General features: G+C 53.3%; 20 protein-coding genes. 13 read left to right on the top strand and 7 right to left on the bottom strand.

Annotated features, from left to right (window positions below; all coding sequences use genetic code 11):
* Positions 1-8: 8 nt before the first annotated feature.
* Entirely contained in the window at positions 9-1277 is a 1269-nt protein-coding gene (locus HGO41_RS00240; RefSeq protein WP_013574271.1) for a glutamine amidotransferase-related protein, read from the bottom strand.
* Positions 1278-1490: 213 nt separating this feature from the next.
* Between HGO41_RS00240 and HGO41_RS00245 the strand changes: the two genes are divergently transcribed.
* Positions 1491-1997, top strand: a complete 507-nt coding sequence (locus HGO41_RS00245; protein ID WP_015689449.1) for a DUF1993 domain-containing protein — start codon at positions 1491-1493, stop codon at positions 1995-1997.
* A 52-nt stretch (positions 1998-2049) separates the two neighbouring features.
* Here HGO41_RS00245 and HGO41_RS00250 read toward each other — a convergent pair whose 3' ends face one another.
* Together HGO41_RS00250 and HGO41_RS00255 are read right to left on the bottom strand one after the other, a co-directional pair.
* A complete protein-coding gene (locus HGO41_RS00250) occupies positions 2050-2823 on the bottom strand; it encodes an amidohydrolase (protein WP_112151324.1) in 774 nt (257 codons plus the stop codon).
* Entirely contained in the window at positions 2811-3971 is a 1161-nt protein-coding gene (locus tag HGO41_RS00255) for a pyridoxal phosphate-dependent aminotransferase (RefSeq protein ID WP_013574274.1), read from the bottom strand. The genes HGO41_RS00250 and HGO41_RS00255 overlap by 13 nt, the downstream gene beginning before the upstream one ends.
* 219 nt (positions 3972-4190) lie before the next feature.
* Between HGO41_RS00255 and HGO41_RS00260 the strand changes: the two genes are divergently transcribed.
* Genes HGO41_RS00260 through HGO41_RS00270 form a run of 3 tightly spaced genes read left to right on the top strand, consistent with a single transcriptional unit; the run spans position 4191 to position 6045 of the window.
* Positions 4191-4805: a methylthioribulose 1-phosphate dehydratase gene (locus tag HGO41_RS00260; protein ID WP_013574275.1), complete on the top strand. Its 615-nt coding sequence runs from the start codon at positions 4191-4193 to the stop codon at positions 4803-4805.
* A complete protein-coding gene (mtnC, locus tag HGO41_RS00265) occupies positions 4802-5488 on the top strand; it encodes an acireductone synthase (protein WP_250980667.1) in 687 nt (228 codons plus the stop codon). The genes HGO41_RS00260 and mtnC overlap by 4 nt, the downstream gene beginning before the upstream one ends.
* An 11-nt stretch (positions 5489-5499) precedes the next feature.
* Positions 5500-6045 carry a 1,2-dihydroxy-3-keto-5-methylthiopentene dioxygenase gene (locus tag HGO41_RS00270; RefSeq protein WP_013574277.1) on the top strand — a complete coding sequence of 182 codons (546 nt, stop codon included), beginning with the start codon at positions 5500-5502 and terminating at the stop codon, positions 6043-6045.
* 178 nt (positions 6046-6223) lie between these two features.
* Here HGO41_RS00270 and mtnA read toward each other — a convergent pair whose 3' ends face one another.
* Complete coding sequence (gene mtnA, locus HGO41_RS00275; RefSeq protein ID WP_217147217.1) at positions 6224-7252, bottom strand: S-methyl-5-thioribose-1-phosphate isomerase; 1029 nt, start codon at positions 7250-7252, stop codon at positions 6224-6226.
* A 117-nt stretch (positions 7253-7369) separates the two neighbouring features.
* Between mtnA and mtnK the strand changes: the two genes are divergently transcribed.
* From mtnK to HGO41_RS00290, 3 genes are all read left to right on the top strand, one after another.
* Complete coding sequence (mtnK, locus tag HGO41_RS00280; RefSeq protein ID WP_250980668.1) at positions 7370-8569, top strand: S-methyl-5-thioribose kinase; 1200 nt, start codon at positions 7370-7372, stop codon at positions 8567-8569.
* A 95-nt stretch (positions 8570-8664) separates the two neighbouring features.
* Entirely contained in the window at positions 8665-9135 is a 471-nt protein-coding gene (locus tag HGO41_RS00285; RefSeq protein ID WP_013574280.1) for a YehS family protein, read from the top strand.
* Positions 9136-9427: 292 nt separating this feature from the next.
* The gene (locus HGO41_RS00290; RefSeq protein WP_250980669.1) at positions 9428-10825 is read left to right on the top strand and encodes a carbohydrate porin; all 1398 of its coding nucleotides are present in this window, start codon (positions 9428-9430) and stop codon (positions 10823-10825) included.
* A 168-nt stretch (positions 10826-10993) separates the two neighbouring features.
* Here the strand turns inward: HGO41_RS00290 and fadE are convergent, their stop codons facing one another.
* Complete coding sequence (fadE, locus tag HGO41_RS00295; RefSeq protein WP_126124652.1) at positions 10994-13462, bottom strand: acyl-CoA dehydrogenase FadE; 2469 nt, start codon at positions 13460-13462, stop codon at positions 10994-10996.
* Positions 13463-13731: 269 nt separating this feature from the next.
* Here fadE and lpcA point away from each other — a divergent pair, with 269 nt between their 5' ends.
* Together lpcA and HGO41_RS00305 are read left to right on the top strand one after the other, a co-directional pair.
* The gene (lpcA, locus tag HGO41_RS00300) at positions 13732-14313 is read left to right on the top strand and encodes a D-sedoheptulose 7-phosphate isomerase (protein ID WP_013574283.1); all 582 of its coding nucleotides are present in this window, start codon (positions 13732-13734) and stop codon (positions 14311-14313) included.
* Between the two features lie 26 nt (positions 14314-14339).
* Complete coding sequence (locus HGO41_RS00305; protein WP_015696178.1) at positions 14340-15107, top strand: class II glutamine amidotransferase; 768 nt, start codon at positions 14340-14342, stop codon at positions 15105-15107.
* On the opposite strand, the gene dpaA is transcribed toward HGO41_RS00305, so the two are convergent.
* Positions 15078-15803, bottom strand: a complete 726-nt coding sequence (dpaA, locus tag HGO41_RS00310) for a peptidoglycan meso-diaminopimelic acid protein amidase (protein ID WP_013574285.1) — start codon at positions 15801-15803, stop codon at positions 15078-15080. The two genes, HGO41_RS00305 and dpaA, sit on opposite strands and share 30 nt — an antisense overlap.
* 283 nt (positions 15804-16086) lie before the next feature.
* Here dpaA and dinB point away from each other — a divergent pair, with 283 nt between their 5' ends.
* Positions 16087-17145, top strand: a complete 1059-nt coding sequence (gene dinB / locus HGO41_RS00315) for a DNA polymerase IV (protein WP_250980670.1) — start codon at positions 16087-16089, stop codon at positions 17143-17145.
* Positions 17146-17279: 134 nt separating this feature from the next.
* Here dinB and pepD read toward each other — a convergent pair whose 3' ends face one another.
* On the bottom strand, positions 17280-18740 hold the full coding sequence (gene pepD, locus HGO41_RS00320; protein WP_126124653.1) for a beta-Ala-His dipeptidase: 1461 nt from the start codon (positions 18738-18740) through the stop codon (positions 17280-17282).
* A gap of 293 nt (positions 18741-19033) precedes the next feature.
* Here pepD and gpt point away from each other — a divergent pair, with 293 nt between their 5' ends.
* The 3 genes from gpt to crl all read left to right on the top strand — a co-directional run bounded on the left by gpt (position 19034) and on the right by crl (position 21394).
* Positions 19034-19492 (top strand): xanthine phosphoribosyltransferase, encoded by a 459-nt coding sequence (gpt, locus tag HGO41_RS00325; RefSeq protein ID WP_013574288.1) that lies wholly within the window; start codon positions 19034-19036, stop codon positions 19490-19492.
* A 186-nt stretch (positions 19493-19678) separates the two neighbouring features.
* Positions 19679-20929: an esterase FrsA gene (frsA, locus tag HGO41_RS00330; RefSeq protein WP_013574289.1), complete on the top strand. Its 1251-nt coding sequence runs from the start codon at positions 19679-19681 to the stop codon at positions 20927-20929.
* A gap of 63 nt (positions 20930-20992) precedes the next feature.
* Entirely contained in the window at positions 20993-21394 is a 402-nt protein-coding gene (gene crl / locus HGO41_RS00335; protein ID WP_013574290.1) for a sigma factor-binding protein Crl, read from the top strand.
* Position 21395: the final 1 nt, after the last annotated feature.

Below are 21395 nucleotides of genomic sequence, written 5' to 3' on the forward strand. Positions count from 1 at the left end.
TCTGGCAGTCAGCCCATCAGCAGGTGCGGATGTTTAAGCCGCACGCTTTGGGTCAGCGCGGCGTGGCTGACATCGCGGTCACGGTTGCCCTGACGGACCTGTTGCAGGAACGCCATCAGCAGCGGATTTGGCCGCTCGCGGCGTGACATCAGCTCCGGCTGCCCCTGCACACCCATAAAGAACGGATGATTGTTCAGCTCAATTGCCTGCGCCTGTTCGCCACTTTCGTCATACCCTGAAACGATCAGCCCGGCGTTTTCCAGCTCAGCCAGCAAATGCGGATTCAGATAGCGGCGCTGGTTGTAGCGCAGCATAAATTCATCCCCCGTTTTATTGGCCAGCAGGCTGCCGTTGCGGGTAATGACCGGATGATTCCCCACACGCGGCTGCACGTGCTCGGCCAGCGGCAACGCGGTTTGCAGGCTGCCGAGCGTCGACGGCCCGTGCATCACCACGCGTTCCTGCCCGAGCACTTTCTGCCCCAGCGCAGTGATCATCTGATGCATACCCTGATTAATCCCTAATACCGGCGTCTGGTTTTCCAGAGCCCAGGTGGCGGTCGCCAGTTGTCCGGCCTGCGTGTCGCTGCGGGTGAGTGTCGCGCCCGGCAACATAATGCCGTCAACCTCAAACAGCGTGCAATCAAGCTGGCTGCCCAGTAACGTCGATGGCACATAGATCACATCAATGTTCATTGCCAGTGCATCGGCGGCGTCTCCCAGTGCAGCCAGCATCGCCGGATAACTGTCACGCTGCTCGGTAAAATCCCCGACCAGTGCCACGCGCAGGGTTTTTCCTGCCCGCATGACCGGTTGTGAAACCGGGCCTAATGCCCAGCGGCCAAAGGCATCACGCCCCCAGCCGTTGCTGCGAATTTTGCCGGTGATGCCGTCTTCCAGCTGGAATTTATCCTGATTACGCACCACGGTTAATGATTCAATTTCAATACCCTGTTCCGCGATTTGCACTGCCAGTTCTGCGGATAACGGTTCACGCAACGGTACGACGATATCTTCTTTAAGTGCCCGATAAATCAGGGATTCAACACCGGATTCTTCACCCGCACCGCGCCCGGTCAGGCGCTCAAGCCACAGCAGTCCGCTGGTCAGTGCATGCCCTTGCGCCGTCACGTGCTGGCGGGCATTCGGGTAACGTTGCGCATCATGGCTGACGGGAAAGTGACACAGCGGCAAAGCGCGTAGCTCAGCAAGTATCGCTGCCATCGCGCCGTACAACGCAGGTTCGGGCGTGGAGTGGGCAATAAAGGTGATAGTCATCAGTGATCCTCTGTCAGATGTTTTTGCGGGGGTATTGAATGCAAGAAGTGATCCACACCGGGATGTTTTTACATGCGCTGACAAAAAGACAGGGGCAGCTCGCAAAGCGGATTTTTCGTCACACTTCATTGCTATAAAACGGCGCGCTGTTCAGACCATAACGCGCTAAGGTAGCGCCAGTTGTTCTAACCCATCATTCATTAAGGAAGCATCATGTCAGCATCGCTTTATGGCAGTACGGCGGCACAATTTGTTCGTGGTTTACAAAATCTTTCAGCCTTGCTGGAAAAAGGCGCGGCATGGGCAAAGGAAAACGGAAAATCAGAAGAAGAAGTCCTGAATACCCGTCTGGCAGAAGATATGTATCCACTGGCGCGACAGGTGCAAATCACCAGTGATATGTCAAAAGGCGCAATTGCCCGTCTGGCCGGTATCGCCGCGCCTGCAATGGAAGACAGTGAAGTGACATTCGCCCAGTTGCAGGAGCGCATCGCCAAAACGCTGCGTTTTATCGAAAGTGTGGATGTACAACAACTGGAAGGCGATGAATCCCGTGAGATCGTGGTGAAAGGCAGAAATCGTGAAATGAAATTTACTGCGCACAGCTATGTTACCGTGTTTGCCGTGCCGAACTTCTATTTCCACATCACCACCGCCTACAATATTCTGCGCCATCTGGGCGTGAACATCGGTAAAATGGACTTTATTGGTGGGAACTAAACAGACAGGCAGGAATTAAACATGCCCCGGCTGAAAAGTCCGGGGCATTTTTTTAGTCATGTAACAAATAGGTATCGGCATCGCGCCAGGCGGGGAAGGTTTCGCGGTAATCCTGTAACGCTTCCAGCGACAACTCTGCGTCGATAATCATCGCCGAACCCGGCTCAGCACGCGCCAGCTCTTCCCCCTGCGGATTAATAATCAGGCTGTCACCGCTGTAGTAGTGGCCGTTGTCATCGGTGCCGACGCGGTTGCATCCGGCGACATAAGCCTGATTTTCAATCGCCCGGGCGGCGAGCAGGGTCTGCCAGTGGCGGCTGCGCGGGGCAGGCCAGTTGGCGACGTAAAGCGCCAGGTCATAATCCTGCCGGTTGCGGGAATACACCGGAAAACGCAGGTCGTAACAGACTTGCGGCAGAATGCGCCAGCCGCGCCATTCGACGATTTCACGGCGTTTGCCCGCTACATAATAATTGTGCTCACCGGCCATGCGGAACAGGTGACGTTTATCGTAAAAATGCACCTTGCCCTGCGGTTCAACCAGCAGGAAACGGTTCACGGCGCCTTCCGTAGTGCTTAACGCCACACTGCCGCCAATCATTGCCCCGAGTTGTTTCGCCCACTGTTGCAGCCATTGCACGACACGCGATTCAGGCAGCGCACTGCCCGGTGCCTGCATGGCGAAACCGGTGGTAAACATTTCAGGAAGAACAATCAGGTCGCGGCCGGTCAGCGCACTGAGCAGGCCGTCGAAATGTGCGAGGTTCGCCTCGCCATCCAGCCACACCAGCGGCTGTTGCAATACGGACAGTTTTAAAGTTGACACAGGCGCTCCGAAGCAGCGTCCAGCGTGGCTTCCTGTTTGGCGAAGCACAGCCGGATCAGTTTATGTGGGAAAGGCGCGGCGCAGAAGACCGACATCGGAATGGCCGCTACGCCCACATGTTCAGTCAGCCAGTGGCAGAATGCAACATCGTCTAAACCGGACACCTCGCTGTAATCGACCAGCAGAAAATAGGTTCCCTGGCTCGGTAAAACTTTCAGGCGGCTGTTCGCCAGCCCTTGCGCCAGACGGTCGCGCTTGGCCTGATAAAAGGCCGGTAATTCCTGCCAGTGTTCCGGCGCTTCACGCAGCATATCCGCCAGCGCCAGTTGAACCGGCGTGGTGACGGAGAAGGTCAGATACTGGTGCACCTTGCGCAGTTCGGCGCTGATAACCGCCGGTGCGATGCAATATCCCACGCGCCAGCCGGTCATGTGGTAAGTCTTGCCGAACGACGATACGGCAATGGCGCGCTGACGCAGCTGCGGATGTCGCAACACGCTGGCGTGACCTTCCGGCGCAAAACAAATGTGCTCGTACACTTCATCGCTCAGCACGAAAATGTGTTTATCCGCAATGATCTGCCAAAGCTGCCCGACGTCGCTGTGGCTCCAGACGGTAGCCGACGGGTTATGCGGCGTGTTGATGATCACAAGCTTTGTGCGGTCGGTAATCTGATCGGCGAATTCCGCCCAGTTCACTTTGAATTCCGGTGGCTGCAACTGAATGCGTTTCATCACGCCGCCTGCCAGTTCTACCGCCGGGGCGTAACAGTCATAGCTCGGGTCGAAAGCAATCACTTCGTCGCCTTTCGACACCAGCGCGGTGATGGCGATATACAGCGATTCTGTCGCGCCCGCCGTGATGGTGATGTCGGTGTTGGCGTCCGGTGCATAGCCGTAAATCTGTTCGGTTTTGGTGGCAATCGCTTCACGTAGCTGCGCCGTGCCGGTCATCGGTGCGTACTGGTTCGCGCCCTGACTGACGTGATACGCCAGACGATCCCTCAGATATTGCGGGCCGTCGAAATCAGGAAACCCCTGCGACAGGTTAATGGCATTGTGTTTCTGCGCCAGCGCACTCATTTGGGTGAAAATCGTGGTGCCTAATGCAGGAAGTTTACTTTCGGGGATCAATGCTGCTGTGCTCATGGCGGGTCAATACTCCTGGACCGTTGACCTGACAGGCGTCAGGTGTGCAAATAGCGATGTTGCTCACAATATAACACGATGTTAATATTTGGCAATCGAGACGCTTAGATGGCTAAATGCCAATTCGATCTAAGCCGCAACACATTGAATATATCGCGGTAAATAGCGTCAATTTCATTCCGAACTCCGTCCCTCAACGCACAGCTTTTCAGGAATACGATGACAGAGAATTTGCAACTGGGCGCGCTGCTGGCAGCCTGTCACTGGATTGGTCAGAAGGGCTGGAGCCCGGCAACGGGCGGCAATATGTCCGTCCGCGAAGGCGATGCTCATTGCCTGATCACCGAATCGGGAAAAGATAAAGGATCACTCACCGCAGACGATTTCCTGCTGGTGGAACTGGAAAGCGGCCTTGCGCCCAGCGGACGTCGTCCTTCTGCGGAAACCGGGCTGCACACCATGCTGTATTCCCGCTATCCTGAAACAGGCGCGGTGCTGCATACCCATTCGGTCAATTCGACAGTGTTATCGCGGGTAGAACGCAGTGGTGCGCTGGTGCTGGAAGGCTATGAGATGCAGAAATCGCTCAGCGGCCAGACCTCGCACCTTGATCAGGTGGTGATCCCGATTTTCGACAACAGTCAGGATATTCCCGCGCTGGCGCAGAAGATCATCGCATCAGCGGAGCACGCGCCGTTGCAGTATGGTTTTCTGCTGCGCGGTCATGGGCTGACCTGCTGGGGACGGGATGTGGCCGAAGCGCGCCGCCATCTGGAAGGGCTGGAATTTTTATTCCAGTGTGAACTGCAACGTCGCCTGCTGGAGGCTAAATGATCCGCGCCATTGTGACTGATATTGAAGGTACCACCACGGATATCCGTTTTGTGCATCAGGTGTTGTTCCCGTATGCCCGTCAGCGTCTTGCTGAATTCCTGCGCCATGAGCATGAACAGCCGGACGTTGCGGCGGCACTGGATGCCTTACGCGCAGAAATCGACCGGCCACAGGCCAGCGTCGAGGCGCTGATTGAACAACTCTTTACTTACATGGATAACGACGTGAAATCGACGTCGCTGAAAGTGTTGCAGGGCATCATCTGGCGTACCGGCTATGAAAACGGCGATTTTCGCGGGCATCTGTATGCTGACGTCGAGCCGCAACTGGAAGCGTGGAAAGCTGAAGGTCTGCAACTTTGCGTGTATTCCTCGGGGTCGGTGGACGCGCAAAAGCTGTTGTTTGGTTACAGCGATGCCGGTGATTTAACCTCGCTGTTCAGCGGATATTTCGATACCCGCGTCGGTGCTAAGCGTGAAACCGAGTCATATCAGAACATCGCTGAGCAACTGATCCTGCCGCCGCAGGATTTACTGTTTTTATCGGACATCCGTCAGGAGCTGGACGCCGCGCGCTTAGCGGGCTGGCATACCTGTCAGCTGATCCGCGATGACGCGGACGAACTCAGCGATCACCTGCAAGTTAATCGTTTTGATCAGATAGCCTTAGAAACATTCTTATAAGAGGGTTGACCATGAGTGCATTAACGATTTTTAGTGACCAGGATCCTTCCGCACCGTTGTGGGAAAGCCGCGACGGGGACGCGATCGCTGCTGAACTGAGCAAAATTGATGTGCGTTTCGAACGCTGGCAGGCTGACCGCGATTTAGGCGAGAACCCGCAGCCGCAGGACGTGATTGCCGCCTATCAGCATGAAATCGACAAACTGGTCGAAGAGAAGGGCTATCAGAGCTGGGATGTGATCAGCATGCGCCCGGACAACGAACAGCGTGAGGTGCTGCGCACCAAATTTCTCTCTGAACATACACATGGCGAAGACGAAGTGCGTTTCTTCGTCGAAGGTGCCGGGCTGTTTTGCCTGCATCTGAACGGCAAGATTTTTCAGATCCTGTGCGAGAAAAACGATCTGATTTCCGTACCGGCTAATACCCGCCACTGGTTTGATATGGGCGGATCCCCGTCGTTTACCGCGATCCGTGTATTCGATAATCCGGAAGGCTGGGTGGCGCATTTCACCGGCGATAAGATTGCGGATGCGTATCCGCGGATGGGGGAGTAAGCTTTGACTCCCTCCCCTGCGAAGGGGAGGGTTGGGGTGGGGTTTTAAAGCAAAATCAAGATGTTGAAGTGTGCTTTAACTGAGGTGTTAGCCCTTAAAACCCCCTCCCAGCCTCCCCCTTCGCAGGGGGAGGAGTCAAACCGAGTTGTTTGCCACAGTTTGCCGGGAGGAGAAAAGATTACTTCAACGCCTTCGCAAACACACCATCCCGAACCTGCTCCGGCGTCACCACCCCCACATCCAGCACCCATCCGCTGATCAACTCCGCCGGTGTGACATCAAACGCCGGGTTATAAACCTGCGCACCGAGCGGCGCCCATTGTACGGAACCAAAGCTGCCGGAAACGCCGGTCACTTCATTTGCCGCGCGCTGTTCGATAGGGATGGCGGCACCGTTCGGGCAGTGCGGGTCATGGGTGGTATGCGGCGCGGCAACATAGAACGGAATACCGTGATATTTCGCCAGCACCGCCAGGTTGTAAGTGCCGATTTTGTTGGCGACATCGCCATTCGCAGCAATGCGGTCAGCGCCGACCCAGATGGCATCAACGCGTTTTTGCGCCATCAGGCTGGCGGCCATCGAATCACAAATCAGCTGATAAGGAATGCCCAGCTCGCCTAGTTCCCACGCGGTCAGGCGCCCCCCTTGCAACAACGGACGGGTTTCATCCACCCAAACCTGTTCTACATTGCCCTGTTCATGGGCACGACGGATCACGCCGATGGCCGTGCCGACGCCCGCTGTTGCCAGGCCGCCGGTGTTGCAGTGGGTGAGCAGACGGCTGCCGGGCGTGACCAGTTTTGCGCCGTGAGTGGCAATGCTGTCGCACAATGTCTGATCTTCATCCACCAGCCGCAATGCTTCTTCCACCAGCGCTTTCACGTAATCAGCTTGTTGCAACGCGGCCTTCATACGGTCGAGATTGTTCATCAGATTCACTGCGGTCGGGCGCGAGGCACGCAATGTCTCCAGAGCCTGATGCAATTCATCCTGCGCCATTCCCTGCTCGGCCAGCAGCGCCAGCAACAGACTGGCGGACAAACCAATCAGCGGCGCACCGCGTACGCGCAGGGTGCGGATGTGATCCACCAGTTCGCTGACATCACGGCATTCGCGCCAGTCTGAACGTTGCGGCAGAGCTTGCTGGTCGAGGATCCACAGCTGGTTTTCACGAATACGTAAACTGGTGGTTGTGAGGCTTTGCATTGTTAGTTAAATCCTTGTTGCCCGGTTGCATCTGTTCACTTATTCTGCCAACATGCTTCACGGATGTATAGACGTCTAAACGCTTTAAAGGCTAAAAAAAGAATTCGAGAGGTCAGGATGCCACGCTACTACACATTTACCGCCAACGATGCCGTTGAATATGCCCGTCAGTTTGGTGGCGTGGCGGATCCGCAATCTCTTGTCACGGCCGATGAAATCGGTGACGGAAACCTGAACCTGGTGTTTAAGATCCGCGATACTGCGGGGAAAAGCCGGGTGATTGTCAAACAGGCGCTGCCGTACGTGCGGTGTGTGGGGGAATCCTGGCCGCTGACGTTAGATCGTGCGCGCATTGAAGCCGAAACCCTGATTATCCACGGCCAGTATTGTCCGCAGCACACGGTTAATGTGTTGCATCACGACGCTGAACTGGCGGTGATGGTGCAGGAAGATTTATCGGATCATCAGATCTGGCGCAGTGAACTGGTACTGGGGAAACATTACCCGCAGGCGGCAGCCCAACTGGGTGAGTATCTGGCACAAACACTGTTTCATACTTCCGATTTCTACCAGAATGCGCAGGCCAAAAAAGCCGAAGTCTCGCGTTTTACCAACCCTGAATTGTGTCAGATCACCGAAGATCTGTTCTTCACCGATCCGTATGTTGACCATGAGCGCAATAATTTTGAGCCGGTATTGCAGCCGGCGGTGGATGCACTGCGTCAGGACAAACCGCTGCGTCTGGCTGTGGCCGCGCTCAAACATCGTTTCCTGAGCAAGGCCGAAGCGCTGTTGCACGGTGATATTCACAGTGGTTCGATTTTTGTTGCTGAAGGCAAACTGAAAGCCATTGACGCGGAGTTCGGTTATTACGGCCCGATGGGCTTTGATCCCGGTTCTGCTATCGGCAACCTGTTGCTGAACTATTGTGGTCTGCCGGGGCTGGTGGGTGTGCGCGAGGCGGCGGACGGCCGCGAGCAGCGCCTGAAAGATGTGCGTGAACTGTGGATGAGTTTCTCAGAGCGTTTCCTGCAACTGGCGCGGGATAAATCTCAGGATCCGACGCTGGCGGAAACCGGCTATGCCGGACTCTTTTTGCAGGAAGTCTGGCACGATGCCGTCGGTTACTGCGGCGCGGAGTTAATCCGTCGCACCATCGGCCTGGCACATGTTGCTGATCTCGATACCATTAAAGATGATGCGATGCGCGCCGACTGCCAGCGCCATGCGCTGAGCCTTGGGCAAAAACTGATCCTCACTGCACAACAAATCGGCGATGTGGAGTCACTTATTGCGCGGATACGTCAGTTCAGCTAATCCTGTAAGTTTCTTGTATAATGCCCGCCTTCGAGGTGCGTAGGGGTAAACCCGGTGGCATTTCCTCGGTTTACTTTTAACAGGAATACAGAATTATGATGCATAACCATGTCTTACGCAGCGTGCGCTACATGTTGGATTTAAGCGAAGGCCAGCTGATCGAGATCCTTAAAACCACCGGTACGCCCGTCAGCCCTGACGTGATGTCGCGTTATCTGAAAAAAGAAGACGAAGAAGGTTACATGGAAGTGCCTGACGAAGTGATGGCGAACTTCCTCAATGGCCTGATTACCTTCAAACGCGGTAAAGACGATCGCTTCCCGGCACCGGAAGTGGAAAAACGCCTGACCAATAACATCATGCTGAAAAAACTGCGTGTGGCGTTTGAGCTGAAAACCGAAGACATGATTTCTGTACTGACGGCGGCTGATTTCAAAGTGTCTGAAGGTGAACTGAGCGCATTCTTCCGCAAAGAAGGCCACAAAAATTATCGTCCGTGCGGCGATCAGGTGATGCGTTATTTCCTGAAAGGGCTGACGGCGAAAGTGCGTCCTAAAAAAAGCTGAATATAAAGTATTCATGAAATAAATATTTATATACTGAATACTTTAATAGTGAATAATAAGCGGGAGCCTTTTTTAAAAGGCTCCCGCTTTACGTTTATTTACTCTGTAATGACGAAATTTCGTTATTTTACTTCCCACATCACGTTTCTCTAGTTTATTTTTGACAGCATATTAATTCGGAAACTATCTTCATCCTTCGCCGTAATACCTCAGGGCACTATTTCAAAAAATAAAACACCGCTGTTAATTGACTGGCAGCGGGTAATTTTTATAGTGAAAAGGATATCTTATTATGACAAAAATTAAGCTATTGGCCTTATTCGTCGGATTCGCCATTTCGGGTTCTGCGGTTGCCGCCACGTCTGGAAGCAGCCTTGAAGCCCGTATGGCACAGCTTGAGCAGCGTCTTCAGCAGGCGGAAACACGGGCTGAAACTGCCGAAAAACAAATCCAGCAGTTGAAGCATCAGGATATTAAGCGCGAGCAGGAAATTGCCCGCGTGAAAGAAGCCAGTCCGGTAGAAGTTAAAAAGGATGGCATATCGGAAGACAAATTATTAACACTTAATGGATTCGATAATTTAAAACTGTACGGTGATGTGGAATTTAACGTTGACGGTGCGAGCCGCAGCGGGCAATTAACCTCCGTCAGAACCAGTGACAATAAAAACTGGAAACCGGGGAATAATGAGCGTTGGGATGTTAACGGACGGTTATTAATCGGTCTTGATGGTTATCGTCGAAATGATAATGGTCAGTTCTCCGGTTTCTCTGTGCAGCCAACGGCTGACCTGAACGGTTCAATGAATCTTGATGATGCCGCTTTCTTCTTCGGTGAAGAAAAAAACTGGATGGCAAAAATCGGCCGCTTCGAAGCTTACGATATGTTCCCGCTTAATCAGGACACCTTCGTCGAATACTCCGGGAATACCGCCAATGATCTGTACGCCGACGGCTACGGTTATGTCTACATGATGAAAGAAGGGCGCGGTCGCAGTGACAGCGGCGGCAACATCATGCTGAATAAGAATATCGGCAACTGGTATTTCGAGCTGAACACCCTGCTGGAAAACGGCACCTCACTGTTTGCTGAGCAAAACTACCACGGCAACCAACTTGAGAATGATAAAAACGTCGCGTACCTGCGTCCGGTCATTGCCTGGAAAGGGGATGCGTTCTCTGTGGCGGCGGCAATGGAAACCAACGTGGTGAACAATGCGTATGGCTACACCGGTGAAAATGGCGAATTCGTTGATCAGTCCAAACGTAATGGTTATGGCATGACCATGACCTGGGACGGGCAGAAAGCTGACCCTGAGAACGGCGTGGTGGCTAACCTGAGCACGGCCTATATGGATGCATCGGATGAAAAAGACTTCACCGTCGGTGCCAATGCCTTATGGAAACGCTTCGAGCTGGGCTACATCTATGCGCACAACAAAATCGAAGACTTCAGCATCAATGGCGTCCGCGCATCCGATTACGACGATGACTGGTTTGATGAACCGGGCAGCTACGACATTCATACCGTTCACGCCAGTTACCTGATCCCGAACGTGATGGATATGGAAAACTTCAACGTGTATCTGGGCGCTTATGTCTCCATGCAGGAAGCAGATAAAACCTACAGCGGCGATGATGACAGCGATGAGCGGTATGGGGCGCGGGTACGCTTTAAATACTACTTCTGATTACCCGTCATATTTCGCGTCACAGATGCGTTGGCTGCACTCCCAGGGTGAGTGAGCTTACCGCCTTTCTGCAACACGAACTATTTAGGGTAATATGTATGTATCTTCATAAATAATAAAAGCCTGAGTGCGTAAACACTCAGGTTTTTTTATGGATTAACAGTTAAATCAGGCAGCTTCGGTGTGGCGGGGTTTCGCCTCAGCCTTTTTTACGCTGTCTTTCTCCGCTTCTGGTTTTTGTGCGGCCAGCGCGTCGGGTTCAAACTCATCGACGTTGATTGAACGCAGACGGCTTTCTTCCGCACGGCTCAGGATACGCGCATCGTCGGCGCTCAGATGACCGGCATCCAGACCTTTTTGCGCCAGAATATCCAGACGGGTAAACGGCAGTTTTTTGCCCATCGCTTCACAGAGACGCTTGTGAACAGGCTCAGCGGCCAGAATATCCTGCAAGGCTTCTTCCAGCAGACCGACCGGGTTGTGCTCGCCGGGTGTCAGATACTGACCACGACCGATGCGGCTGCGTGTCGCTGAAGGCACCTGCAGAATACGCGCCAGTTGGTGATCCAGACGATCAGACGGTGCGGAGTGCGAACGGCCCAACGGGAAAATCACCAGGCGCATCACGCCAGCCACAAAACGGTTCGGGAAGTTACGCAGCAAATCGTCGATAGCGACTTCGGCCTGATGCAGACAATCCTGCACGCCCCAGTGCACCAGCGGTAAATCCGCTTCGTGACAGCCTTCTTCGTCATAACGTTTCAGCGTCGCCGTCGCCAGATACATCTGGCTGAGGATATCACCGAGGCGGGCGGAAATGCGTTCGCGACGTTTCAGGCTGCCGCCGAGCACGCCCATCGACACATCAGCCAGCAATGCCAGGTTAGCGCTCAGACGGTTGATGTGCTGATAGTAACGGGCGGTTTTATCATTGACCGGCGTATCACTGGTGCGGCCGTTAGTCAGACCGAGCCAGAAACTGCGCATTTTGTTACTGCCGACGTGGCCGATATGCCCGAAGAGTGCACGGTCGAAATCAACCAGATCGTTTTTCTCCGCCGCTGCCATTTCACGAAGAACATAAGGATGACAGCGGATCGCACCCTGACCAAAGATGATCATGCTGCGGGTGAGAATGTTGGCACCTTCCACGGTAATCGCAATCGGCGCACCCTGATAAGCGCGGGCCACGAAGTTGCTGCTGCCGAGCATAATGCCTTTACCACCGGTGATATCCATCGCATCCATCACGGCGCGCTGGCCGCGGTGAGTACAGTGGTATTTGACGATAGCGGACAGCACCGCTGGTTTTTCACCCAGCATAATGCCGTTCGTGATAAGCGTTGCGGCGGCATCCATCACGTAAGCGTTACCGGCAATGCGCGCCAGCGGTTCTTCGATACCTTCCATTTTACCGATAGGCAGTTTGAACTGACGGCGGATATAGGCATAAGCCCCGGTCGCCAGCGCCAGAGATTTCAGGCTGCCGGTAGAGTTAGACGGCAGCGTGATGCCACGGCCGACAGACAGACATTCCACCAGCATACGCCAGCCCTGACCGGCCATTTTCGGGCCGCCAATGATGTAATCGATCGGTACAAAAATATCGCTGCCGCGCGTCGGGCCGTTCTGGAATGGCACGTTCAGCGGGAAGTGGCGGTGACCAATTTCAACACCGGCGGTGTCGGTTGGGATCAGCGCACAGGTAATGCCCAGATCCGTTTCGTTGCCGAGCAGGTGATCGGGATCTTTCAGTTTAAACGCCAGGCCCAGCACGGTGGCGATAGGTGCCAGCGTGATGTAACGCTTGTTCCAGGTCAGGCGCATGCCAAGCACTTCCTTACCCTGCCACTGGCCTTTACACACGATACCAAAGTCCGGGATGGCACCGGCATCAGAACCCGCTTCCGGGCTGGTCAGGGCGAAACAGGGAATTTCCAGACCTTCGGCCAGACGCGGCAGATAGTGATCTTTCTGCTCCGTGGTGCCGTAATGTTGCAGTAATTCGCCTGGCCCGAGGGAGTTCGGCACACCGACGGTGATCGCCAGAATGCCTGACACACCGGCCAGTTTTTGCAGCACACGCGCCTGCGCATAAGCCGAGAATTCCAGACCGCCGTACTCTTTCTTAATGATCATCGCGAAGAAGCGGTGTTCTTTCAGATACGCCCACAGTTCCGGCGGCAAATCAGCCAGTTCATGGGTGATCTGGAAGTCATTCGCCATACGGCAGGCTTCTTCAACCGGCCCGTCAATAAAGCGCTGCTCTTCCTCTGTCAGTTGCTGCTCAGGATAATCCTGCAGTTTCTTCCAGTCTGGCTTGCCGCCAAACAAGTCACCTTCCCACCAGGTGGTGCCTGCTTCAATCGCTTCTTTTTCCGTGCGCGACATTGCGGGCATCACTTTACGGAAGGTGCGAAGCGCCGGGCCGGAGAACAATGAACGGCGCATGACAGGGATATTGAAGGGCAGGAGAATGATCGCCAGCGGCAATAACAGCCAAAGTGTCCACAGATTAATGGCACCCATAACCGCCGTAAACGCCAGTAAAATCAGGCTGCTCAGGGCGAGATTGACCTTGTGATAGAACAACGCACCAAGGATCACGATAAATGCAACAATGCTAAGAACCATCATAGTAAAGCTCCTGAGTAGTAGGAGGTCTGACCTGTTGTAGGGATATAATGGTTTTAGTTCATGCCCATTTCTTTATCAATGTGTTTACATACTAATTACAACGCAGCTCACAAACCGGCCGCACGAAGCGTCAAAAACAGAAACTATCGGAATCATTACCGCTTCATGGCTTCTCGCTGTTTCGGCTTTCCGTTAAACTGCACAGCGGAACGTTTTATTGCTATCGGCCGTGCTGAAACCGGCTGCAAATGGACATAAAAGAGGCTGCTATGTACCAGGATATTATCCGTACTGAACTGAACGAAGCTGCTGACACGCTGAATAAATTCATCAGCGATCCGGCAAATATTGAGTCTATTCAACGTGCAGCGGTGCTGCTGGCCGATTCATTCAAAGCGGGTGGGAAAGTGATTTCCTGTGGTAACGGGGGTTCACACTGCGATGCCATGCATTTCGCCGAAGAACTGACAGGCCGCTATCGTGAAAACCGTCCGGGCTATCCGGCAATTGCGATTTCTGACGTCAGCCACATCTCTTGCGTCGGCAACGATTTCGGTTACGAATACATCTTTTCCCGTTATCTGGAAGCCGTAGGCCAGAAGGGCGACGTGCTGCTGGGCATTTCCACTTCCGGTAATTCCGGTAACGTGATCAAAGCCATCGAAGCCGCACGTGCTAAAGGCATGAAAGTTATCACCCTGACCGGTAAAGATGGCGGGAAAATGGACGGTTCAGCCGATGTGGAAATCCGCGTTCCGCACTTTGGTTTCGCTGACCGCGTGCAGGAAATCCACATCAAAGTCATTCATATTTTGATTCTTCTGATCGAAAAAGAGATGGCAAAGGCATAAGCCTTTTGCCGTAAAGGAGGCTGGTGATGTGCGAATTGCTCGGGATGAGCGCTAACGTTCCTACTGATATTTGTTTCAGTTTCAGTGGATTAGTGCAGCGTGGTGGCGGGACCGGCCCGCATAAAGACGGCTGGGGCATCACCTTTTATGAAGGGAATGGCTGTCGTACTTTTAAAGATCCGACGCCAAGCTTTAATTCGCCCATTGCCCGCCTTGTTCAGGAATATCCGATCAAATCCTGCGCGGTGATTTCTCATATCCGTCAGGCAAACCGTGGTGAAGTCGCGCTGGAAAATACTCATCCGTTTACCCGCGAACTGTGGGGACGCAACTGGACTTATGCGCACAACGGTCAGCTTCGTGGTTATCGTCAGCTCGATACCGGTACGCTGCGTCCGGTGGGCCAGACCGACAGCGAATACGCCTTCTGCTGGTTACTGCACAAACTCACCCAACGCTATCCGCGCCGCCCTGCAAGCTGGCCGCCAGTGTTTCGCTATATTGCGTCGCTGGCTGATGAATTACGGCAGAAAGGGGTGTTTAACATGTTGCTGTCGGATGGCAATTTCGTGATGGCGTATTGCTCGACGAATTTGCACTGGATCACGCGGCGTGCGCCTTTCGGCAAGGCAACGTTGTTGGATCAGGATGTGGAAATTGATTTTCAGCAGCAGACGACACCGGATGATGTCGTCACCGTGATTGCCACGCAACCGCTGACGGCGAACGAAACCTGGAACAAAATTGCTCCAGGTGAATTCGCATTATTTCATCGGGGCGAACGCCAGCTGTGAAGGCAGCGGGGTGTTGGACAACGGTTGTAGCACTTCATATCTACCGTCAGTGACCACGACATTTGGTGGCTGATGGTGTTTCTCAAAGTACGCATATCCCGGCTGTAACTGGTTCCAGAAACTGTAATAGCTGGAGTTTTTATGCGCCTTCATGTTGGCATCGGTCATCCTGAACGGGTAAATGCTAATTTTTAAATTGCGTTGCCCGAACTGGAATGCCGCCTGTACGTAGGTGAATATTTCGTCCATATAGCCGTCGGTCATGGCGTAGCAACCAATAGACTTACAGTTACCGTGGATCATCAGATACTTACCTGAATAACCCTGCGAGATATCATAAGCATTGGGGAAACCGATGTTGATGGCGCGATAAAAGCGGCTGTCGGGTTTCAGGTGGTGAATATCCACGTTGTAGAAACCTTCCGGGCTTTTGAAATCGCCTTCGCGACGTTTATTTCCCAAACCGCCGGAAAAATCGCAGATGCCATAACTGCCGATCAGACGAAATTCGCCGTCGAGCTGAGCATACAATTCGAGTTTACGTTCCTGTTTGAAGATCTGGATATAAACAGGTGCACCCAGTAATTGTTTTTTTAGTGCCGCGTTGACCGGGACAGCATCGCTGGCCACGGCGTAATTTGCTGTAAATAAAGGCAAACTGAGGAGCATCGCAAGAAACAGCGCGATTCTGATCATTCTAAGTCCTGCTCGGTAATAATTTTGATTATTTTGTCTACAGCTCAACTGCCTGTAAGACCGCCACTGATTTTCTTCTTATGTACTGTCTGTCGGAAACGCTGTCATATTAATACTGATTAAATTTTTAGCAATCACCAAATAATGAATAATGACTTTAGGAATAGGAAAATTATTACGTTGCCATTAATGGTGATTAATTAAGTCAAACTAACCCTCATTTTCTATGTTGGACATCCCTGCATTCAACTGTATACTTATACAGTTATTGAGGGGGAGGGTTATGCGTAAAATCATTCATGTGGATATGGACTGCTTTTTCGCTGCGGTCGAAATGCGCGATGATCCTTCCCTGCGCGACATTCCTATTGCCATTGGCGGCAGTCGTGACCGCCGTGGTGTTATCAGCACCGCTAATTATCCTGCCCGCAAATTCGGCGTGCACAGCGCGATGCCCACCGGCATGGCACTGAAACTTTGCCCGCACCTGAAAGTGATCCCCGGCCGAATGGAGGCCTATAAAGAAGCGTCAAACCATATCCGTGAAATCTTTGCGCGTTATACGCCATTGATCGAACCGCTGTCACTCGATGAAGCTTATCTGGATGTTTCCCACGCGACGCAATGCAACGGCTCTGCAACGCTTATCGCTGCTGAAATCCGTCAGGCCATTTTCGATGAGATCAATCTGACGGCATCTGCGGGTATCGCGCCGATCAAATTTCTGGCAAAAATCGCCTCGGATCTGAACAAGCCCAACGGTCAGTTTGTGATCACGCCGGAAAAAGTCGGGGTGTTTTTACAGGATCTTCCGCTGAGTAAAATCCCCGGCGTCGGTAAAGTCACCGCTCAGCGTTTGCAGGAGCAGGGGCTGATCACCTGCGGCGATGTGCAGCGTTATGATCTGGCAAAACTGCTTAAACGCTTTGGCAAATTTGGCCGTGTGCTGTGGGAACGCTGTCAGGGTATCGATGAACGTGAAATTTCCCCCGAGCGGTTACGTAAATCGGTCGGCGTTGAACGCACACTGGCAGAAGATATCCACAGTTGGGAAGAATGCGTGTCGCTGATCGAACGTTTGTATCCTGAACTGCAAACACGTTTAAGCCGTGTCAGCCCGGATCTGCGCATCGCGAGGCAGGGCGTAAAACTCAAATTCCATGATTTCCAGCAGACCACGCAGGAACACGTCTGGCCGGTGCTGAATAAAGAAGATCTGCTGAAGGTCGCGCATGAAGCCTGGGAACAGAGGCGTGGCGGAAGGGGAGTCAGGCTGGTGGGATTACATGTGACGTTGCAGGATCCGCAGATCGAGCGGCAGCTTCTGCTTCCCTGGGAATGATCCCCGTCATCCTTCAAACTGTCTCTGCGTTGGCTGCCTTCGCAAACCCCGGTCACATACTTGTGTATGCTCCCGGGGATTTACTCAGTTGCCGCCTTGATACAGCCCGAATGATTTAGGGGACCGATCGAGTATTAACCGCGTTCAGGAATCGCTTTCAGCAGGGCCGTCAGCAGTTTCCAGTACAGCTCGACGCTGGCGATTTCAACCTGTTCATCCGGCGAGTGTGGCCCGGTGATGGTTGGCCCGATGGAAACCATGTCCATGTCCGGGTACGGTTTTTTGAACAGACCGCATTCCAGACCGGCGTGGATCACCATGATGTTCGGAGTTTTATTGAACAGCGTCTGGTAAGTTTCACGCACCAGCGTCATCACTGGTGACTTCGGCTCAGGTTTCCAGCCAGGATAGCTGCCTTTTGCCAGACTTTTCGCGCCAGCCAGTTCACTCAGTGAATTGAGCATGCTGACCACATATTCTTTACCGCTGTCGATAAGCGAGCGGATCAGGCTGTTGATCGCCACTTCGTCATCTTTCATGGTGACAACACCGACGTTCAGCGAGGTTTCTACCACGCCTTTCACGTCATCACTCATGCGGATCACGCCGTTTGGCGTCGCGTTCAGCAGGGCAAGGAATTTACCCTGAGTTTCTGCGGTCAGCGCTTTCGCGTTGCTTTCAGCCGATTCCACCACGAAGGCAATTTTCTTCTCTACCGCTGACAGTTCGAACTGAATCGTTGCCAGGAATTCTTGTGCTGCCGCTTTCAGCGCGTCTGCTTTATCAGCAGCAACAGCAAGGGTGACAATCGCTTCACGCGGGATAGCGTTACGCAGTGTGCCGCCGGTGAAGTCGAGCAGGCGCAGACCAAGAGTATCAGCGTTGTCTGCCAGGAAACGTGCCAGCAGTTTGCTGGCGTTGCCCAGACCTAAGTGGATTTCCGCGCCGGAGTGGCCACCTTTCAGGCCTTTCAGGGTCAGTTTCAGCGTGCTGAAACCGGCCGGAACCGCTTCACGGCTCAGCGGCAGTGTGGCGGTAAAATCAATCCCGCCAGCGCAACCCATGTAGATTTCGCCTTCGGTTTCAGAATCGGTGTTGATCAGAATTTCAGACTGTAACCAGTTCGGTTGCAGGCCGAATGCGCCTGCCATGCCGGTTTCTTCGGTCATGGTCAGCAACACTTCCAGCGGGCCGTGTTCTACGCTGTCATCAGCCAGAACCGCCAGCGCGGACGCCATACCGATACCGTTATCAGAACCCAGCGTGGTGCCGCGGGCTTTTACCCAACCGTCTTCGATGAAGGGCTGGATCGGATCTTTAGTGAAATCATGAACAGTATCGTTGTTTTTCTGCGGCACCATATCGAGGTGAGCCTGCAGTGCAACGGCTTTGCGGTTTTCCATGCCTTTGGTGGCGGGTTTGCGCAGCAAAATGTTGCCAACTTCATCACGCTCAGCGTGGATACCTTTTTCCTGTGCCCATTCAACGATGTGTTTTGCCAGCGCTTCTTCATGATAGGAAGGGTGCGGAATTGAACAAATTTTGGCAAAAATATCCCACAACGGTTGTGGCGAAAGCTGAGACAGTTCAGACACTATAAGTCTCCTGTGACAGTCAGCTCATTCAGGCTCCGTTTGCAGGGGAACTGACTGAGATGCTGTAGGTTTAAGGTTAAGTAATCCCCGCCAGACTGTGTGGCGAGTGGCCTGACAGAATATCACTTAATCTTAACCTGTGCGCGGGGACGGGGAGAAATTCCGGGATTTTTGGGCGGCTGAAGCCAGATAATCGCTGGTTTTTGTGAACCGGACTCACTATAATCTCGCGCAACCTTTTTTCCCCCCATTATTTTTTTAGAAGCCGTTAATTCACTGGCTGGGACACCTTTATGAGCGAAAAATACGTTGTAACCTGGGACATGCTGCAAATCCACGCGCGCACTATGGCTAAACGCCTGCTGCCGGCAGAACAATGGAAAGGCATTATTGCAGTCAGCCGTGGTGGCCTGGTTCCGGCAGCGTTGCTGGCTCGCGAGCTGTGCATCCGTCATGTGGATACCGTATGTATCTCCAGCTACGACCATGATAATCAGCGCGAAATGCAGGTGCTGAAACGCGCAGAAGGCGACGGTGAAGGCTTTATCGTGATCGACGATCTGGTGGATACCGGCGGCACCGCGAAAGCCATCCGCGAAATGTACCCGAAAGCGCATTTCATCACGATCTTCGCGAAACCGGCTGGCGCACCGCTGGTTGATGACTATGTGATCGACATCCCGCAGAACACCTGGATCGAACAGCCGTGGGATATGGGTGTGGTATTCGTGCCACCTCTGGTAGGAAAATAATCCTCCACTGTTAATATTCCTCTAATTTAACGCCTGGCTTATTGCCGGGCGTTTTGCTTTTGTTGCCTTGAAATCCTTTCCGCTTGACCTCACCCCTCACTTGTCGCAACGTGGGCGGGTTATAATCCCGTCCAGAAATGATCGCCTGCGGGCGACCTGCTGCTTGCTAACGGAGGATCTTGCATCATGGCTCCAGCCAATCTTACGGAAAAACTGTTTAAACCTTCCTTCAAATACCCGGAAACATCGACGCTGGTTCATCGCGTTCATCACCATAATACGCACCCGCCGATGCATTCTGCGCTGGAAGGCGACACGGTTCATTGCTGGTACCGCACGATTAACCGTCTGATGTGGATGTGGCGCGGGGTTGATCCGCTGGAAGTGGAAGAAGTGCTGTCGCGCATTGCTGTCTCCCAGGCGGAGCACAGCGATCCGTTGCTGCTCGATACCGTGATTGGTTACCGCAATGGCAACTGGATCTACGAATGGTCAAATCAGGCGATGTACTGGCAGCAAAAAGCCGCCGAAGAGAAAGATGCGGATGTGGCGAGCGAATACTGGCTGAAAGCCGCCAACCTTTACAGCATCGCCGGTTATCCGCATCTGAAAGGCGATACGCTGGCGGAACAGGCGCAAGCGCTGGCCAATAAAGCCTTTGAAAAATCCTCGGAACATTCGCCTTACGAACTGAAAGAGCTGGAATTTAAGATCCCCGGCGGTGCCCCTATCACCGGTTTCCTGCACCTGCCAGCCGAAGGGAAAGCACCGTTCCCGACGGTGCTGGTGTGTGGCGGTCTCGACACCTTACAGAGTGACCATCAGCGCCTGTTCCGTTCATATCTCGCGCCGATGGGCATCGCGATGCTGACCATCGACATGCCGTCGATCGGTTTTTCATCGAAGTGGAAACTGACGCAGGACACCAGCTTCCTGCATCAGCAGGTGCTGATGCAGCTTTCGGATGTGCCCTGGGTCGATGCCAGCCGCGTCAGTTTGCTCGGTTACCGTTTTGGTGCGAACGTCGCGGTGCGTCTGGCGTATCTCGAACCGCGCCGCGTGCGGGCAGTGGCCACGCTGGGGGCGCTGGTGCATACGCTGCTGAGCGACCCGAAATGTCAGGAGCAGGTACCGGACATGTATATAGATGTGCTGGCGAGCCGCATCGGCATGTCGAGCGCGTCCGACTCGGCGCTGAAAACCGAACTTAATCGTTATTCTCTGAAAACGCAGGGGTTGCTTGGACGCAGAACGCCGACGCCCATCCTGGCCGCATACTGGGAGAACGATATATTCAGTCCGAAGAGCGAAGCTAAGCTGATTGCGGATTCTTCCGCTGACGGCAAGCTTTTGACCATCCGCAGCGAGCCGCTTTACGCGCATTTTGACAGCGCTTTACATGAGATTTGTGGGTGGTTGCAAAAGCATATGCGTTAACTTAATAGTTGCTAATTCCTAACGTTTTGCTAAAAAGGATCGTCTTTCAATGGAGGTTGTACTATGACGTTACCAAGCGGTCATCCTAAAAGCAGGCTAATGAAACGTTTCGGTACACTGGGACCGTACATCAGAGAAGGGAAATGCGAGAACGACCGCTTTTTCTTTGACTGTTTAGCTGTCTGTGTGAACGTGAAGCCTGCGCCGGAAAAGCGTGAATTCTGGGGCTGGTGGATTGAATTGCAGGCTGAAGCCGAACGTTTTACCTATGTTTATCATTTCGGATTGTTTGATAAAGACGGCATCTGGAAAGTGCAAAACATTAAAGATGCTGAAGTGCGAGAGAAGCTTGAGACGACATTGAAAGGGTTCCACAAAAACCTGAATGCCATGATCGAAGAGATGTCCCTCAAACTGGAACCTGCTGATGATTTCAGCGAAGAACCTGTGAAGCTCTCCGCCTGAC

The organism is Rahnella sp. CG8, assembly GCF_023701875.1.
In the GTDB taxonomy this organism is placed as follows: domain Bacteria; phylum Pseudomonadota; class Gammaproteobacteria; order Enterobacterales; family Enterobacteriaceae; genus Rahnella; species Rahnella aceris.

Coding starts and splice junctions, on each gene's coding strand:
- HGO41_RS00240 (WP_013574271.1), bottom strand. CDS start 1,277: ATGACTATCACCTTTATTGCCCACTCCACGCCCGAACCTGCGTTGTAC.
- HGO41_RS00245 (WP_015689449.1), top strand. CDS start 1,491: ATGTCAGCATCGCTTTATGGCAGTACGGCGGCACAATTTGTTCGTGGT.
- HGO41_RS00255 (WP_013574274.1), bottom strand. CDS start 3,971: ATGAGCACAGCAGCATTGATCCCCGAAAGTAAACTTCCTGCATTAGGC.
- HGO41_RS00260 (WP_013574275.1), top strand. CDS start 4,191: ATGACAGAGAATTTGCAACTGGGCGCGCTGCTGGCAGCCTGTCACTGG.
- mtnC (WP_250980667.1), top strand. CDS start 4,802: ATGATCCGCGCCATTGTGACTGATATTGAAGGTACCACCACGGATATC.
- HGO41_RS00270 (WP_013574277.1), top strand. CDS start 5,500: ATGAGTGCATTAACGATTTTTAGTGACCAGGATCCTTCCGCACCGTTG.
- mtnA (WP_217147217.1), bottom strand. CDS start 7,252: ATGCAAAGCCTCACAACCACCAGTTTACGTATTCGTGAAAACCAGCTG.
- mtnK (WP_250980668.1), top strand. CDS start 7,370: ATGCCACGCTACTACACATTTACCGCCAACGATGCCGTTGAATATGCC.
- HGO41_RS00285 (WP_013574280.1), top strand. CDS start 8,665: ATGATGCATAACCATGTCTTACGCAGCGTGCGCTACATGTTGGATTTA.
- HGO41_RS00290 (WP_250980669.1), top strand. CDS start 9,428: ATGACAAAAATTAAGCTATTGGCCTTATTCGTCGGATTCGCCATTTCG.
- fadE (WP_126124652.1), bottom strand. CDS start 13,462: ATGATGGTTCTTAGCATTGTTGCATTTATCGTGATCCTTGGTGCGTTG.
- lpcA (WP_013574283.1), top strand. CDS start 13,732: ATGTACCAGGATATTATCCGTACTGAACTGAACGAAGCTGCTGACACG.
- HGO41_RS00305 (WP_015696178.1), top strand. CDS start 14,340: ATGTGCGAATTGCTCGGGATGAGCGCTAACGTTCCTACTGATATTTGT.
- dpaA (WP_013574285.1), bottom strand. CDS start 15,803: ATGATCAGAATCGCGCTGTTTCTTGCGATGCTCCTCAGTTTGCCTTTA.
- dinB (WP_250980670.1), top strand. CDS start 16,087: ATGCGTAAAATCATTCATGTGGATATGGACTGCTTTTTCGCTGCGGTC.
- gpt (WP_013574288.1), top strand. CDS start 19,034: ATGAGCGAAAAATACGTTGTAACCTGGGACATGCTGCAAATCCACGCG.
- frsA (WP_013574289.1), top strand. CDS start 19,679: ATGGCTCCAGCCAATCTTACGGAAAAACTGTTTAAACCTTCCTTCAAA.
- crl (WP_013574290.1), top strand. CDS start 20,993: ATGACGTTACCAAGCGGTCATCCTAAAAGCAGGCTAATGAAACGTTTC.